The organism is Gluconacetobacter entanii (assembly GCF_013155425.1).
GTDB classification, from domain to species: Bacteria; Pseudomonadota; Alphaproteobacteria; order Acetobacterales; family Acetobacteraceae; genus Novacetimonas; species Novacetimonas entanii.
Genome location: NZ_JABJWD010000044.1, coordinates 23,599 through 39,956, shown reverse-complemented (window position 1 = coordinate 39,956; position 16,358 = coordinate 23,599). Strand labels below are relative to the sequence as shown.

Below are 16,358 nucleotides of genomic sequence, written 5' to 3'. Positions count from 1 at the left end.
CCGGCGCGACCGACGCACCCTAATGACGGGAAACGGCGGGCGCAATCGCGTGCTGGCGCACGGTCATGACGCAGAAGTGGGCCGGGGCACCGGAACAGAATTCCCCGCGCCCCTTTCGTTCGGGCGTCGTGGCCGGTAGGGTCTGCCAAAATGCAAGATCACGGACAGGAGTTGTCGGGACCGCCATGAACATGACGCGCCTTCTGGGCGACGAAGATCCGTCGCCGGTGGTTGAATTTGGCCCCTCCGCCACGATGCCGGGCACACACGGGGGCGATTCGCCGTTCCTGTTCGTCAGCGATCATGCCGGTCGCGCGGTCCCGCAGCGGCTGGGTGACCTTGGCGTGGCCGAGGAGGACCGCGCGCGGCATATCGCGTGGGATATCGGCATTGCCGGGATGGGCAGGGCGCTGGCCGGGCAGCTTGGCAGCCTGCTGATCGAGCAGGCCTATTCCCGGCTGGTGATCGACTGCAACCGTGCGCCGGGGCATCCGACCTCCATCGTGCGCGAAAGCGACGGCACGCAGGTGCCGGGCAACCTTGACCTGTCGGTCGAGGATGAAGGCGCGCGGGTGGAGGAGATCTTCCACCCCTACCACAACCGGATCGCGACCGAACTGTCGGCACGCCGTGCCGCGGGCCTGCCGGTCGTCGTGGTGGCGCTGCACAGCTTCACGCCGGAAATGAACGGGGTCAGCCGCCCGTGGCATGCCGGGGTCCTGCATAACCGCAACCCTGCCTTCGGCCTGCGGGTGCGCGATTTCCTGGCCCGTGAAGAGGGCCTCGTCATCGGCAATAACGAACCCTATGCCCTGACCGATGTCAGCGATTATACCATACCCACCCATGCCGAAGGGCGTGGCCTTGCCTATCTGGAACTGGAGGTGCGCCAGGACCTGATCGCGACGGAGGAAGGACAGCGTGAATGGGCGGACCGCCTTGCGCGGATCCTGCCACAGGCATGGGAAGGGATGGGCGCATGACGCAGGCGGACATGCAGGCACTTCCCACGCCCCGCAGGATCGGCGGACGGACGGCGCTGGCGGGTGTCATCGGCTGGCCCGTGGTGCATTCGCGTTCGCCGCTGATGCATAATTTCTGGCTGGCGCAGTATGGAATTGACGGGGCCTATGTGCCCCTGCCGGTGCGGCCCGGCGCGTTTGACGTTGCGGTGCGCGGCCTGCAGGCGGCAGGCTTTCGTGGGACCAATGTCACGATCCCGCACAAGGAAGCGGCCTTTCGCATCGTTGACCGGCTGGACCGTTCGGCGCGGCGTTCCGGTTCGGTCAACACGCTGGTCTTTGCGCCCGACGGCGCCATCGAAGGATATTCGACCGATGGTGACGGCTTCGTCGCCAATGTGGAGGCGCACGGCATCGCGGTGACGGGCGGGCGGGCGCTGCTGCTTGGCGCGGGTGGCGCGGCCCGGGCCATCGCGGCGAGCCTGCTGGACCGTGGGGTTGCGGTGACCATCGCCAACCGCACGGCGGCGCGTGCGCACGAACTGGCGGACGCCATGCGCGCGGATGCGGAGGCGGGCGCGATGGTCGATGTCGCGCCCTGGGACGGGCTGGGGACGGTGCTGCCGGGGTGCGACATGCTGGTCAACACGACCTCTGTCGGGATGCATGGTGGGCCGCCGGGCGACCTGCCGGTTGACCTGGCGCTGGCGACGCCTGCGCTGGTGGTGTGCGACATCGTCTATGTCCCGCGCCAGACGGCGTTGCTGCGCACTGCTGCGGCGCGCGGCCTGCGATGCGTGGACGGGCTGGGCATGCTGATCCATCAGGCGCGGCTGGGCTTTCGCAAATGGTTTGGCACCGATCCCGTCATCGGGCCGGAGGTCGAGGCCCTGCTCGATGCCGACCTGCGGGGTGAGGAATCCTGACCGGGCCTGTCGGCATGCGTGGATATGGGCGCCACAGGCGCGGCATGATCGTCGTGGGGCTGACCGGCGGTATCGGGATGGGCAAGAGCACGGTGGGCGCGATGCTCCGTCGGCTGGGCGCGCGGGTGTTCGATGCCGATGCCGTCGTGCATCGCCTGCAGGCCCCCGGCGGCCGGGCGCTGCCCGCCATCGGCCGGCTTGTCCCCGGTGCGGTGCGCAATGGGGTGCTGGACCGTGCGGCGCTGCGGCGGGCGGTCATGGCGGATCCCGCACTGTTCAGGAAGCTTGAGGGCATCATCCACCCGATGGTGCGTGATGAATGCGGTGCGTTCCTGCGCGCCGCGCGCCGCGCACGCTGCCCGATGGCAGTACTTGACATCCCGCTGCTGTATGAGGCGGGGATGGATGCGTTATGTGACCGCGTGATCGCCGTCAGCGCGCCGCGCGGGATACAGCGCCATCGCGTGCTGGCGCGTGGGCATATGGACCGCGCACAGGTGGATGCCATCATCGCGCGGCAGATGGATGACCGGCAGCGCCGGGCGCGCGCCGATCACGTTATCCTTACGGGACTGTCGCGCGCGCTGACATGGCGGCAGGTCCGCACGGTCGTGGCGTCGTTGCGCCATGCAGAAGAAAGGGGCCGCACATGAAGCGTTCCATCCTGTTCGATACCGAAACCACGGGGCTTGACCCGCTGACCGGTGACCGCGTGATCGAGATCGCGGCCCTCGAACTGATCGGCGACCTGCCAAGCGGGCGCAGTTACCGCGTCCTGATTGACCCCGAGCGCGACGTGCCGGAGGAGGCGTCGCGCGTGCACGGCTTCACCCGCGCGGATCTGGAGGGGCAGCCCAAATTCGCGGACATCGCACCGGAATTCCTTGAATTCATCGGCGATGACGAACTGATCGCCCATAATGCAGCGTTCGATTTCGGGTTCCTCAATGCCGAACTGCGGCGTGCGGGACTGCCGGAACTGGCGATGTCGCGCATGGTTGATACATTGCAGATTGCACGCGCGCGTTTCCCGGGGATGCCCAACAGCCTCGATGCGCTGTGCCGCCGCTTTTCCATCGACCTGTCGGCGCGCACGACCCATAACGCCCTGCTCGACTGCAAGCTGCTGGCCGAGGTGTATATCGAACTCAGCGGCGGCAGGCAGCGTGGCCTTGGCCTGTCGGTGGAGGAAGGGGGCGGCGCCCCGACCGCGACCTATGAATATGCCCGCCCCGCGGGTCATGCGGTGGTGCGGATCACCCCGGAGGCGGCGGAACTTGCGGCGCATGCCACATTCGTGGACGCGCTGGCGGAGCCATTGTGGCGCGCCTGAAGGTTTTTTTCGCCGGGATGTGAGGCATCCGGGGTTTGCGTTGTCCCCTTGTCATCGCTTTCATGCGCTTGGGGGTGTGGCCCTTCGCGCCTGCATGATCTAGGATCGTACGGGCGTAGCGTCAGGTTATTGTAAAGACAGGAAGAGAGCAGTGTCCCCGGACGAGATTGTCGATCCCTCGGTTGCCCCTTCCGATCAGTTCAGGCGCTTTGTCACCCATGTGGGGATTCCCGTCGCCGGGGTCCTGATGGTCATTGCCGTGATTGCCGGTGTCGGCTGGCATTCCTACCGCACGGTGCGCAACGGGGCGCTGAGCCTGACCCACAGCCTGCTGCTGAGCCAGCAGGAATATGTCGGCAACGAGGTCAACAACTACCTCGCCCCCGCATCGGCCGGGGCCGTGATCGCACGCGACATGCTCCAGCGTGGCAACCCTTCGGTGGAGGACAAGATCTTCTACGGCTACAGCGGCAGCATGCTGCGCAACGTGCCGCAGATCCAGTCCTACTACCTTGCCGACAGTGACGGCAATTTCAGCCTGGTGCAGCGCGGCCCCGACAACAAGGGGCTGGAGCAGATCACCCTGCAGGACAAGGGCACGCCCAACGCCACGTTCATCCATCACATCTTCGATGACAGCGGCAAGCTTGTCAGCGAGCAGAAGACCAAGGCCAACGACTACGACCCGCGGCTGCATGTGTGGTACCAGGAGGCGGTCAAGGCGGGAAAAATGGTCTGGACCCCGCCCTATATCGTCGAGGTCACCAAGCAGATGGCGATTTCGGCGGGCATGCCCTATACCACGGCGACCGGCAAGACCTACGTCTATGCCATCAACATGTCGCTCAGCCACCTGACGGACTTTCTCGATGCGCTGAAGATCGGGCGCAGCGGGCATGGCATCCTGCTGGACCAGTCGGGCCACGTGCTGGCCGGCCACAAGATGCACGAGATCGAGGCCGCGGCCCACGGCGACCCGGCGAAGATGCTGCTTGATCCAGTGCATTACCCGGTCATGTCCAAGGCGTTCGATCAGTACCGCGTCCACAGCTATGGCACGCGCACCATCCGCAGCAAGGGGCAGAACTACATCGCCATGCTGTCGCCGGTGCCGCTGGCGTCACAGAACTGGGTGCTGATGCTTGTCGCGCCCGAAAGCGATTTCGCACAGTTCGCCAAGGCTGACGGGCGGCAGAACCTGTTCTTCGCCTTCCTTGTCGTCATCATGTCCTCCATCCTTGCGGTGCTGCTGTTCCGGCAGGGGCGCAAGACGGAACATGTGCAGCATGACCTTGAACGCTTCCGCGCGATTTCCAATTACGAAAGCCATTCGCTGCAGACGGTCGCGTCCTATCCCGAACTGTTCAACCCGTCCGATGACGCGCTGATCCTGACGGAAAGCCTTGTGGACCTGTCGCAGGCGCGGCGTGCGGGGATCTGGCGCATCCTGCATGATGGCGCCACGCTGATGTGCATCGATTCGTACGACCGTCAGCAGGATGCCCATTCCGGCGGGTTCGAACTGTCCACCAGTGAACTCAAGACATTCTTCGACGCCGTCTCCCACGGGGATTCGCTGCTGGTCGCCGATGCCTCCAAGGATGAGCGCACGGCCAACTTCTACCGCCTCTACATGCGTTCGATGGGCAGCCACAGCCTGTTCCTCGGCCCGATCCTCGGGGCGAACGGTCCCGTGGGCGTCATCACGCTGGAGGACGCGCCGCAGGCGTCGCTGGTCACGCATTTCGTGGACATGATCGCGGGCATCGCCGCGACCCGCTTCTCCGCCCAGCATTACACCGCCGTCGAGGCGGCGCGCGCCGAACTCGCCGATAACGAGAAGGTGCAGGAAGAAGCCCCCGATCCCAGCCAGGGCTTCCTGGTGCCGCCGGGGTCGCTCAAGGTCGATGGCGCGTATCCGCTTGATGTCGATCCCAGCAAGCTGGAAGGTTTCTATCCGGCCGTGGCGATCATGGTCATCAGCCTGTCGGACATGGTGATGACGGCGCAGAACGACCCGTCGGAAAACCTGAAGCTGATTGACGCAATGGCGCAGCAGTTGCAGGACATCGCCCGTCATTACGGCCTGTATTCGATCCGCATGCTGGGCCACAGGCTGGTCTGCGTGGCCGGGTGTTCCAAGACCCCGGACAAGAGCGCCCCCGAAAGGATGGCCAACGCCGCGCTGTCGATGCGTGAAGTGACGATGTCGATGCTGGCGAAGGCGGACCTCGACCCGGTCTTCCGCATCGGTATCGATGTCGGCCCGGTCTTCGGCGGCCTGCTGGGGCAGGAACCACGGGTGTTCAACCTGTGGGGCGATGCGATGGGCATGGCCGAACTGATGGCGCAGGGCGCGCCGGATGCGGGCACCATCCAGGTGACGGAGGAAATGTATCTCAGCCTGCGTCAGTCCTTCCTGTTCCGTGAACGTGGACGTTTCTTCGTGCCGGGGATGGGCCTGACACGGACCTACGTGCTGGCCGGACGGCGATGACCCCGAACGATCCCACATCCCCTGACGTATCGGCGGGAGCGCCCGCCACGCCCCCGCCCCACCCGGCGGCGGGGACGGTTGACGCACCCGCCGCACCGCCGCCGCCGCTTGTACGGCTGCTGTTCCGGGTTGCGCCATGGCTTGCGGCGATCGGGCGCTTTGTCCGCCATCAGGTGCGCTTTACCCTCATGCTGGTGGGTGCGGGGTGGGGAACCTTCCGCGAAAGCCTGCGGCCCAATTCATGGCGCAGGCCGGTCATCTTCGAATTCCGCCACTGCCTGCGGCAGGTCCTCAGCGGGGGCCTGATCAGCACGGTCGTCACCGCCACGCTGGCCGGACTGATGGTGGTGTCGCAGGCGGCGTACTGGCTCGGCTTTGCAGGCATGGCGCAGATGACGGGGTCGATCCTCGTTTCCGTCCTTGTCCGTGAAATCACGCCCATCCTGGTGGGCATCATCCTGCTGGGCCGCAGCGGCATGCTGTCGCTGACGGAAATCGGGCTGATGGTGCTCAATGGGGAGGTGCGCACCATGCAGGCGCGTGGCCTCGATCCGTTCCTGACGCTGGTGATGCCGCGCGCCTTCGCCTTTACGCTTGGCGGGTTCGCGCTGGGGATGATCTTTGCGCTGGTCTCCCTGCTGATGGGCTTTTTCGTGGCCCATGCGACGGGGGCGATCAATTCCTCGGTCTGGACGTTCTTCTTCAACGTGCTGACGGCGATGACGACGTGGGATTACCTGATCATCCCGCTCAAATTCCTCCTCGTCGGGTTCTTTGTCGGTCTGGGGGCGTGTGTTTCCGGCCTGACCGTCAGCAACAATGATACGATCGCGACATTGATGCCGCGTGGTTTCGCCCGTGGCATCATGCTCATCATGGTGGTCAACATCCTGTTCATGCTGGATTTCTGACGATGGTGGCAAACGCTCCCCTTCTGGAAATGCGCCAGGTCGTTCCCTCGTTCGAGGAAACGGGCCTGATGCCCACACCCTATGATTTCCGGCTGATGCCCGGTGACTGCGCGGTGATCGACTGCCGCGATTCCGGGCGTGCGGCGATGTTCGCAGACCTGTGTTCGGGCATGATTTCCCTGTCGCAGGGGACGTGCCGGTTCATGGGGCTGGACTGGAGCACGCTTGCCGACCGGCAGCTTAACGCGCTGCGTGGGCGCATCGGCCGCATCCCGCGTGCGGGCGGGTGGATCAACATGCTGGGCACCCACCTGAACATCATGATGCAACAGCTTTACCACACCACGGATGATTTCGAGGATGTGGTCGCCGCGGCCACGACCCTGGGGGAACAGTTCGGTTTCCCCGGCCTGCCGATCAGCACGCCCGACCACCTGTCCACGGCTGATCTGGCGCGCGCGGCGTGTGTCCGGGCCTTCATGGGACGGCCCGACCTGCTTGTTCTGGAGGATATATCCGATATGCTGCCAGCAGAAATGGTACTTCCGTTTCTCGAGACCCTGACCGCGGCGCGCGACCGGGGATGCGGCGTGGTCTGGCTTGCGCGGCATGCATCGTCATGGAATGTCTATCGCAAGGCGGTGAACATTCACATGCGCCTTCTTGATGAAGGCCTTTTCCCCATGCGGGTGATATAATGGCACAGAAACAACAATCCTATGGAATCCGTCAGCTTGTCCGTGTCCGCTATGCGGATGAATGGGTTGGTGTTCTTGTCCTTTTCTCGCTGCTGATCCTGTTTGGCGCGGTGCTGGAGGCCGGTGTCCTGCGCAACTGGCTGACGCCTGCGGGGCGGTTGCGGATTGTCCTGCCTGAAAATGGGGTGGGTGGCCTGTCGGTGGGCGACAACCTGGAGGTCATGGGCATCCATGCCGGCACGATCCGCCGCGTGCGGATCAACCCGTCGGGCGGCATGTATGCGATTGCCGAAATCGACCCCGACATCGAACCCTATATCCGCCGTGACAGCGCGGCCGTGATCCGGCGGCAGTTCGTTGTCGCGGGTGCAAGCTATATCGATATCTCCCGCGGGACGGGGGAAAAGCTGGACTGGAGCTATGCCGTCCTGAACGCGACGAACGCGCCCAACCCGGCGGACACGATTACCCAGACCTTTGCCGATATCCGCGCGCGCATCATGCCGGTGCTTGATAACGCGCAGCACATGATGGCGACGATGGATGCGACCATCACGGACATGCATGCGGGCAAGGGGTCGATTGGCCGCCTGATGACCAACGACGACCTGATCCGCCAGGCGGAGGCGACGATCACGACGCTGAACGCCACGATCTCCCAGCTCACCCCCATCGAGGGACAGTTGGCCACCGTGATGAAGAAAGCCGACGCCAGCATGGCCAATGTGCAGAAGGCAACGGGCGACCTGCGCGACGCATCGCCACAGTTGCCGGCGATTACCAAGAACCTCAACGATGCCAGCCAGCAGCTTCCGGTGCTTCTGGTGCAGGCGCAGTCGACGGCCCACAGCCTGCAGCAGTTGGTGGACCAGATGCGTGGCCTGTGGATCCTGGGCGGTCACGGCACGCCAACGCAGAAACATGGCCGACTGTCGCCGCGGAAGGTGCAGCCATGATGCGCGCAACATATCTGGCCTCTGCCGCCATGGTGCTTCTGCTCGCCGGTTGTGGTGGTGGAAGCAAGGTCCAGGCCCCGACCGACAGCACCCTGTCGCAGGATATGGATACCGGGCGTGACGCGGTGGACCTTGATCGCCTGTCGGTGGCGGAGGGGCAGTACCGCGCGGCGGGTGTCCGGGCGCTGGCGCGTGACGATGTCACCGCCATCGGGGATGCGGGCTATAACCTTGCCGTCGTGCAGCTTGATGAAAACAAGGCGCAGGATGCCCTGTCCACCGTGGCCTCCACGCGCGCGGCGCTGTCGGTGCGTGGGGCGCAGTCGGATGACACGGGTCTGGACCTTGTGCAGGCGGGGGCGCTTTATCGGCTTGGGCGTTTTGACGAAGCCGCGAGCGCCGTAGCATTGGCCGCACGTGCGTCCGATCCCGCGATCGTGGAGAAGGCGCAGCTTCTGTCGGGTATCATCGCCGATGCCCGTGGCGACAGGACGACACTGGACAGCGCCGGTACCTATTTCGCGCAACTGCCCAAGACATCGGCATGGTCATGGCTGGCCGATGCGCAGGAAATTGCGGCGCGCAGGCTGCTGGTCGAGGGTGGGGACGCGCAGACGGCCTATCAGGACGCGATGCAGGCGGTCTCGGCGCGGCAGACGCATGTGGAATATCGCGACATGGCGCGTGGCCTGAGTGTCGCGGCACGGGCGGCGGGACAGGCGGGCAATGCGTCGCAGGCGGCGGACCTGTACATGCGCGCCAGCCAGAGCGCGCAGAAGGAAGGCGACACGCAGAATGCCGATGTGTGGCGCAAGCTTGCCGGGACCATCAGCATGCCCGACCCGTTCGCGGATCCCACGGCGCAGGCCCAGAAGGCAGCAACAGGCAAGACAACAGCCGCGAAAAAATAGGCGGCTGCCTGTAAACCCGGCATATGGTGCAGGTTATAGAAGTTTTTGGTGAAGCTTTTTCCAAAAAGCTTCGAAAGACGCCGCCTTTCCAAAAAAGGGCGGCGTCCCAAAATGTTTTTCTCTTATCAACGGTCTACCGGATCAGGTCGGGGCGACCTCAATGCTGGAATGGCGGTTGACCAGTGTGGCGCTCGCCTCGTTCAGTCCGATGACCTCCACCGTCATGCCATGCTGGCGCATCTTCGTGACGATATTTTCCAGCGCGCCGACCGCCGTAATATCCCAGAAATGCGCCTGCCGCAGGTCGATACGGACCGTGCGTGCAGTGTCGCGCACGTCGAAGGCGTCGGTAAAACTGTCGGCCGAGGCAAAGAAGACCTGCCCCGTGACGACATAGGTGCGGACTTCCCCGCTGGCGTCGCAGGTGCTGGTGATGTCGAGCATCTTCGACACCTGGAAGGCGAAGAACACCCCATTGAGCAGTACGCCCGCGACCACGCCTGCCGCAAGGTCATGGGTGGTGACGACAACTGCGACCGTCAGCAGCATGACCGTGCTCGACAGGCGGGGATGATGGACAAGGTCACGCAGCGACGACCATGAAAATGTGCTGGCGGAGACCATGATCATGATGGCCACCAGTGCCGCAACCGGCACCTGCGCCACCCAGGGACGCAGCGCCACCATCAGCAGCAGCAGGAACGCCCCGGCTACGAAGGTCGAAAGCCGCCCGCGTCCGCCATAACGCAGGTTGCCCACTGTCTGCCCGATCATGCCGCATCCCGCGATGCCCCCGAACAGGCCCACCGCAATGTTGGCGATGCCCAGGCCGGTGCATTCCATGCGCTTGTTGCTGTGGGTTTCGGTGATGTCATCGACGACGCTGGCGGTCATCATGGATTCCAGCACGCCCACCGTCGCCATGGCGAGGGCATAGGGCGCGATGATCCCCAGTGTCGCACTGCTGAACGGCACGTCAGGCCAGACAAGGTGCGGCAGGCTGTCGGGCAGGCGCCCAAGGTCGGCCACGGTATGCAGCGGCATGGGAATGGCCGCCGCGACGGCGCTGAGGACCACGATGCAGATGAGGGGGGAGGGAATGGCGGTAAAGAATTTCGGCACGCCATAGATGATGACAAGCCCCAGCGCGATCATGGCGTAGGTATGCCATGAGACATGCAGCATGTGCGGTACCTGCGCGGAAAAGATCAGGATTGCCAGTGCATTGACGAATCCCGTCCGGACCGAGCGCGAGACATAGCGCATCAGCACATGCAGTCGCAGCAGGCCGAAGACCACCTGGAACAGGCCCGCCAGCAATGTCGCCGCCAGCAGGTACTGCACGCCATGCCCCCGCACCAGCGCCGCCGCCACCAGCGCGACCGACCCGGCGGCACCGGAAATCATCCCCGGCCGCCCACCGGTAAAGGCGATGACCACGCTGATGACGAAGGAGGCGTAAAGCCCCACCTCCGGATCGACACCCGCGACAAAGGAAAAGGCGATCACTTCGGGGATCAGCGCGAAAGTGCCCACCATCCCGGCAAGGATGTCGCGCCGTATGTTGCCAAACCATTCGTCGCGATAGCGTGTCAGTCCATTCATCCGTTCATTTCCATTCTGGTCCACGGGAAAAGGGGGATACATGCATCAATGCTGCATGCGGACTCCCCGAGATATGGGGAAGTCCCCGCGGTCCTGTTGGGATCGCAACCTGCCGGTTCATGCTTTTTCGTGAAAAAGCGCCCCGGACATTCTGGTCGCGCGAAATAGGGTCTTCAAAATCCGCCAGACAATAACAGGCTGGCGGATTTTGTGCCCCGGTTTTTGCCGTAAAAAGAAGAACCGCGCCCGTGCCGCCACGGGACGGGCGTCAGTTGTCCGAAATGCTCATGTCCGCGCGCCGCCACCAGCATTCCTGCGGCGGACGGGGGGTGGGCAGCATCAGCAGCGGATCCCCGGCATAGCGCACGGTATTGGTCGGCGTTTCCTCCAGCACGATTTCCGCGCAGGTCAGCACGTCGCCATCGGCGTGCAGGAACGCATTGAGCTTCGCCATCATCAGGCAGGCCATCAGTTCGGTCGTCGGATCGCCGGGGGTGACCACGATCCGCCCCGCGCGTTCGGGTTCATGTGTGCGGAACCATGACAGCAGCGGATCGCCCTCGCCAAGCTGGAAGGCATGGTCGAGGCTGTTATCGACGAAACCGTGCCATGTCCCCTTGGCCCGGTGGAAGGGGACGACCATGTTCTGCGTCCCGTCCAGGCGCGCAGGGTTCGTCGGGCGCAGGGTCACGCGGACATATTCGTTATGGCCATGCGGCAGCGCACAGCGTTCGCTTTCCCCCGAAAGCAGGCGGTGCGCCATGCAGAAGCGCCGGGTAAAGACCAGTTCAAGCATCGGATGTCATGGCCTCGAACCGTTCCCATCCGGCGCGCCGCAACTGGCAGGCGGGGCAGGTGCCACAGCCATGGCCCCACGGGTGCATGACGCCGCGCGTGCCGAGGTAGCAGCTATGGCTTTCGCGGTTGATCAGGTCCACCAGTGCGTCACCGCCAAGTTCGCGCGCCATCATCCATGTCTGCGCCTTGTCGATCCACATCAGCGGCGTATGCAGCACGAGGCGACTGGCCATGCCGAGGTTGAGCGTCACCTGCAGCGCCTTGATCGTGTCATCGCGGCAGTCGGGATAGCCGGAATAGTCCGTCTCGCACACGCCGGTGATGATGTGGCGCGCATTGCGGCGTGCGGCCAGTGCTGCGGCAAAGGTCAGGAAGATGATGTTGCGCCCCGGGACGAAGGTCGTGGGCAGGCCGTTTTCGCCCAGCGTGATCTCCGCCTCGCGCGTCAGCGCGGTGTCCGACACCGCGCCAAGTGCGTCGAGCGACAGCGTATGGTCCGGGCCAAGCCGCGCGCCCCATGCGGGGTCGAGCGCTGCCATGCCGTCGCGCAGTTTTTCGCGGCACGACAGTTCGACACTGTGCCGCTGCCCGTAATCGAAGCCCAGCGTTTCCACATGCGCAAAGCGTGACAGCGCCCATGCAAGGCAGGTCGCCGAATCCTGGCCGCCCGAAAAGACGACCAGCGCACTCTCACCCGAAGGTCCGGCGCAGGAGGGAGCGGGAATGGTCATGTCAGGGAATCCCGATCAGCTTGTGTGTCTGCAGCGAAAGCCGCCATTGCGGGTGCGCCATGCAGTATTCCACGGCACGCGCGGTATTGGCCACGCGGTCGGGGCCATCCATCGGCTGCAGCCAGAACTGCGTGAACTCCAGGCCCGCCACCTGTTCGGGCATCAGGCCGGGCTGCGGGAAGACCAGCTTGAGTTCCTGCCCCGATGCCTGCACCAGCGTCGTGCCCGCCTTGGGGCTGACGCAGATCCAGTCGATGCCATCAGGTGCGGCGACGGTCCCGTTTGTTTCCACGGCGATGAAGAAGCCGCGCGCATGCATCGCGTCAATCAGCGCCGCATCAAGCTGCAGCAGTGGTTCCCCCCCCGTAAAGACGACAAAGGCCCCCGCGCGCGAGGGCGCGGGCCACGCGGCGGCGATCGCATCGGCCAGGGCCGCGGCATCGGCAAAGCGGCCACCGCCCTCGCCATCGGTGCCGATGAAGTCGGTGTCACAGAACCGGCAGGCCGCGTCACTGCGGTCCTCCTCCCGGCCGGACCACAGGTTGCAGCCGGCGAAGCGGCAGAAGACAGCCGCCCGGCCGCTCTGGCCGCCTTCACCCTGCAACGTGGGAAAGATCTCCTTTACCGTATAGGACATGACAGGACGTGACCTTGGTTACGGCAGTGTTTCAGCAGGCGCCGGTTGTGTGCATGCCCAGCCGCTTCAGCAGGCGCATGTCGCGGCTGGCGGCGGGGTTGGGCGTGGTCAGCAGCTTCTCGCCATAGAAGATGGAGTTAGCCCCCGCGAGGAAGCACAGCGTCTGCGCCTCATCATTCATGTCTTCGCGCCCGGCGGCAAGGCGGACACGGCTGGTAGGCATGGTGATGCGGGCGGCGGCGATGATGCGCACGAATTCGATGGGATCGACCACGTCGGCGTCCTTCGCCGCAAGCGGCGTGCCCTCGACGCGGACCAGCATGTTGATCGGCACGCTTTCGGGATGGCGCGGCATGCTCGCCAGTGTCGCGATCAGGCCCGCGCGGTCATTCTCGTCCTCGCCCATGCCGACAATCCCGCCACAGCAGACATTGATGCCCGCGTCGCGCACGTTCGACAGCGTATCCAGACGGTCCTGGTAGGTACGGGTGCTGATGATCTCCCCATAATATTCGGGGGAGGTGTCGATGTTGTGGTTGTAGTAATCCAGTCCCGCCTCACGCAGGCGGTGCGCCTGCGCGTTGTCGAGCATCCCCAGCGTCACGCAGGTTTCCATGCCAAGGCTTTTCACCCCCTCGACCATCGCGCAGACGGTCTCGAGGTCATGTTCCTTGGGGGAACGCCACGCCGCCCCCATGCAGAAGCGCGCGGCCCCGGCGTCACGCGCGGCGCGGGCTTCCTTCATGACCGCCTCGACCGCCATCAGGCGGCTGGCCTTCACGCCGCCATCCTCGTGCATCGCGCTCTGCGGGCAGTAGGCGCAGTCCTCGGGGCAGCCACCGGTCTTGATCGACAGCAGGGTGGAGATCTGCATTTCCGTCGGGTCGAAATGCTGGCGATGCACGCCCTGCGCACGGAACAGCAGTTCGGGGAATGGCAGGGCAATCAGGGCTGCGACCTCGTCACGGGTCCAGTCGGTCCTGATGGATGACGTCGGCAGGACCGGGGGGGTGGTCGCGGGCGGCAGGGTGGCCGCGGTAAGGCCATCGGACATCTGGCGGGATCCTCGGACGGTTCGGGGGTTGGGGAAAGCAGCATCTGCCATACAATGGCGTTCCTTGTCACGGACTGCGCGGCACCGTGGAACGTTTTTTGGCGCAGGCCCCGGCGGGGATGTGCGGGGGAACGTCCATGCGTCCCCCCGATGCCGGGGTTCAGCCCAGGATGCGCGCCAGCGTGGTGCCCAGTTCGGCCGGGCTTGCGCTGACATGGATGCCGGCGTCACGCATGGCCTCGATCTTGGCGGCGGCGGTTTCATGGCCGCCCGTGATGACCGCGCCCGCATGGCCCATGCGGCGGCCCGGCGGCGCGGTCGCCCCGGCGATGAAGCCCACGACCGGCTTCTTCGTGCCGCTGGCACGGATCAGTTCCGCGCCCTCGATTTCCGAGGTGCCGCCGATTTCCCCGATCATGACGATCGAATGGGTGTCGGGATCCGCGATCAGGCGTTCCAGCACGTCGGTGAAATCCATACCCTTGACCGGGTCGCCGCCAATGCCGACGCAGGTGCTCTGCCCCTGTCCGATGGCCGATGTCTGGGCCACGGCCTCGTAGGTCAGCGTGCCGGAGCGCGAGACGATGCCCACATGGCCGCGCCGGTGGATGGGGCCGGGCATGATCCCGATCTTGCATTCGCCCGGCGTGATGATGCCGGGGCAGTTCGGGCCGATCAGCAGGCTCGACGAACGTTCCAGCGCCATGCGCACCCGTACCATGTCCAGCACGGGAATCCCCTCGGTAATGCATACGATCAGCGGGATTTCGGCGGCGATCGCCTCCAGGATCGCATCGGCGGCGCCGGCGGGCGGGACATAGATGACGGACGCATCGGCGCCGGTCGCCTCACGCGCCTCGGCCACGGTGTCGAACACCGGCAGGCCGAGATGGACCTCGCCCCCCTTGCCCGGGGTCACGCCGCCGACCATGCGGGTGCCATAGGCGATGGCCTGTTCCGTGTGGAACGTGCCCTGCGCGCCGGTGAAGCCCTGCGTGATGACCTTGGTGGAACTGTTGACAAGAATGGACATCAGGCTGCTCCGGCGGTGCGAACGGCGGCGACGATCTTGCGGGCGGCATCGCCCAGGTCGTCGGCGGGAATGATGGTCAGGCCGGATTCGGCCAGCAGGGCGCGCCCGCGCTCCACATTGGTGCCGGCAAGGCGCACCACCAGCGGCACGTTCAGGCCCGTGTCGCGTGATGCGGCGATGATGGCCTCCGCGATCACGTCGCAGCGCATGATCCCGCCAAAGATGTTGACGAGGATGCCGCGCACCTTGGGGTCGGACATCAGGATGCGGAAGGCCGCGGCCACGCGCTCGGTCGTGGCGCCGCCGCCGACATCGAGGAAGTTGGCGGGCGATTCGCCCTCCATCTTGATGATGTCCATCGTCGCCATCGCAAGGCCCGCGCCATTGACCATGCACCCGATCGACCCGTCGAGCCCGACATAGGCGAGGCCATGCCGCGCGGCCTCGCGCTCACGCGGGTCCTCCTCGTCCTCGTCCCGCAGTTCGGCAAGGTGGGGATGGCGGTAGAGCGCGCTGTCGTCGAACGACATCTTCGCATCCAGCGCCAGCAGGTCGCCCGACCCGGTGACGATCAGGGGATTGATCTCCACGATGGCGGCGTCCAGCCCGCAGAACGCGTCATAGGCGGCGCGCACGACCTTCTGGAACGCCCGGATGGAGCGGCCCTTCAGCCCGAGTTTCACCGCAAGGTCGCGCGACTGGTAATCGCAAAGGCCAAGGGCGGGGTCGATGCTGGCCTTGAGGATGCGCTCGGGGTGGGCGGCGGCGACGTCCTCGATCTCCATGCCGCCTTCGGACGACGCGACCACGGCGATGCGGCCATTGGCGCGATCCACCAGAAGCGAGAGGTAGAGTTCGCGGGCGATGTCGCAACCCGATTCGATGTATACCTTGCGCACAATCCTGCCCTGCGGTCCGGTCTGCTTCGTGACCAGGGTGTGCTCCAGCATGGCGTGTGCGGCGGCACCCGCTTCCTCGGCGCTGCGGGCAAGGCGTACGCCGCCCCTGTCGTCGGCGGCGCCTGCGAAATGGCCCGCGCCACGGCCGCCGGCATGGATCTGCGCCTTGACCACGGTCAGGGGTGCCGCAAGCTCGCGCGCGGCGGACGCCGCATCTTCGGCAGAGGTGGCGACACGACCGTCAGGCACGGGCATGCCGAACGAACGCAGCAGCGCCTTGGCCTGATATTCGTGAATATTCATCTTGCGACCCAATCTGTCGTTTTTCTTGTTGTCTGCGGAATGTGGCGTACACGATCCGTACGGGGTTTTACAACGATCCATGATACGCAGGCTTGGCGTTATGG

At 65.1% G+C, this 16,358-nt stretch carries 16 protein-coding genes; 9 read left to right on the top strand and 7 right to left on the bottom strand.

What is annotated here, in order from left to right:
* Nucleotides 1-185: 185 nt before the first annotated feature.
* The 9 genes from HNH97_RS08035 (at nt 186) to HNH97_RS07995 (ending at nt 9,194) form a co-directional block, all read left to right on the top strand.
* Complete coding sequence (locus tag HNH97_RS08035; RefSeq protein ID WP_171790538.1) at nt 186-983, top strand: N-formylglutamate amidohydrolase; 798 nt, start codon at nt 186-188, stop codon at nt 981-983.
* Nucleotides 980-1,888 carry a shikimate dehydrogenase gene (locus HNH97_RS08030; RefSeq protein ID WP_407716837.1) on the top strand — a complete coding sequence of 303 codons (909 nt, stop codon included), beginning with the start codon at nt 980-982 and terminating at the stop codon, nt 1,886-1,888. The genes HNH97_RS08035 and HNH97_RS08030 overlap by 4 nt, the downstream gene beginning before the upstream one ends.
* A 44-nt stretch (nt 1,889-1,932) precedes the next feature.
* The gene (gene coaE / locus HNH97_RS08025; protein ID WP_171790606.1) at nt 1,933-2,541 is read left to right on the top strand and encodes a dephospho-CoA kinase; all 609 of its coding nucleotides are present in this window, start codon (nt 1,933-1,935) and stop codon (nt 2,539-2,541) included.
* Entirely contained in the window at nt 2,538-3,221 is a 684-nt protein-coding gene (gene dnaQ / locus HNH97_RS08020) for a DNA polymerase III subunit epsilon (protein WP_171790537.1), read from the top strand. The genes coaE and dnaQ overlap by 4 nt, the downstream gene beginning before the upstream one ends.
* A gap of 151 nt (nt 3,222-3,372) precedes the next feature.
* The gene (locus HNH97_RS08015) at nt 3,373-5,718 is read left to right on the top strand and encodes an adenylate/guanylate cyclase domain-containing protein (RefSeq protein WP_171790536.1); all 2,346 of its coding nucleotides are present in this window, start codon (nt 3,373-3,375) and stop codon (nt 5,716-5,718) included.
* On the top strand, nt 5,715-6,629 hold the full coding sequence (locus tag HNH97_RS08010) for an MlaE family ABC transporter permease (protein ID WP_171790535.1): 915 nt from the start codon (nt 5,715-5,717) through the stop codon (nt 6,627-6,629). Before HNH97_RS08015 ends, HNH97_RS08010 begins: the two co-directional genes overlap by 4 nt.
* Before the next feature lie 2 nt (nt 6,630-6,631).
* Nucleotides 6,632-7,327, top strand: a complete 696-nt coding sequence (locus HNH97_RS08005) for a P-loop NTPase family protein (RefSeq protein ID WP_171790534.1) — start codon at nt 6,632-6,634, stop codon at nt 7,325-7,327.
* Nucleotides 7,327-8,283 carry an MlaD family protein gene (locus HNH97_RS08000; RefSeq protein WP_171790533.1) on the top strand — a complete coding sequence of 319 codons (957 nt, stop codon included), beginning with the start codon at nt 7,327-7,329 and terminating at the stop codon, nt 8,281-8,283. The genes HNH97_RS08005 and HNH97_RS08000 overlap by 1 nt, the downstream gene beginning before the upstream one ends.
* The gene (locus HNH97_RS07995) at nt 8,280-9,194 is read left to right on the top strand and encodes a hypothetical protein (RefSeq protein WP_320442951.1); all 915 of its coding nucleotides are present in this window, start codon (nt 8,280-8,282) and stop codon (nt 9,192-9,194) included. The genes HNH97_RS08000 and HNH97_RS07995 overlap by 4 nt, the downstream gene beginning before the upstream one ends.
* A 141-nt stretch (nt 9,195-9,335) precedes the next feature.
* Here HNH97_RS07995 and HNH97_RS07990 read toward each other — a convergent pair whose 3' ends face one another.
* The 7 genes from HNH97_RS07990 to sucC form a co-directional block, all read right to left on the bottom strand.
* Nucleotides 9,336-10,799, bottom strand: coding sequence for a SulP family inorganic anion transporter (locus HNH97_RS07990; RefSeq protein WP_171790532.1), 1,464 nt, complete (start codon nt 10,797-10,799; stop codon nt 9,336-9,338).
* A 268-nt stretch (nt 10,800-11,067) separates the two neighbouring features.
* On the bottom strand, nt 11,068-11,595 hold the full coding sequence (locus HNH97_RS07985) for a 6-pyruvoyl trahydropterin synthase family protein (RefSeq protein WP_110912814.1): 528 nt from the start codon (nt 11,593-11,595) through the stop codon (nt 11,068-11,070).
* Entirely contained in the window at nt 11,588-12,328 is a 741-nt protein-coding gene (gene queC, locus HNH97_RS07980; RefSeq protein ID WP_171790531.1) for a 7-cyano-7-deazaguanine synthase QueC, read from the bottom strand. The genes HNH97_RS07985 and queC overlap by 8 nt, the downstream gene beginning before the upstream one ends.
* 1 nt (nt 12,329) lies before the next feature.
* On the bottom strand, nt 12,330-12,965 hold the full coding sequence (gene queE / locus HNH97_RS07975; protein ID WP_110912812.1) for a 7-carboxy-7-deazaguanine synthase: 636 nt from the start codon (nt 12,963-12,965) through the stop codon (nt 12,330-12,332).
* 31 nt (nt 12,966-12,996) lie between these two features.
* On the bottom strand, nt 12,997-14,019 hold the full coding sequence (gene bioB / locus HNH97_RS07970) for a biotin synthase BioB (RefSeq protein WP_171790530.1): 1,023 nt from the start codon (nt 14,017-14,019) through the stop codon (nt 12,997-12,999).
* 160 nt (nt 14,020-14,179) lie between these two features.
* Entirely contained in the window at nt 14,180-15,052 is an 873-nt protein-coding gene (gene sucD, locus HNH97_RS07965; protein ID WP_110912810.1) for a succinate--CoA ligase subunit alpha, read from the bottom strand.
* Nucleotides 15,052-16,254, bottom strand: a complete 1,203-nt coding sequence (gene sucC, locus HNH97_RS07960) for an ADP-forming succinate--CoA ligase subunit beta (RefSeq protein WP_171790529.1) — start codon at nt 16,252-16,254, stop codon at nt 15,052-15,054. Before sucC ends, sucD begins: the two co-directional genes overlap by 1 nt.
* Between the last annotated feature and the right edge of the window lie 104 nt (nt 16,255-16,358).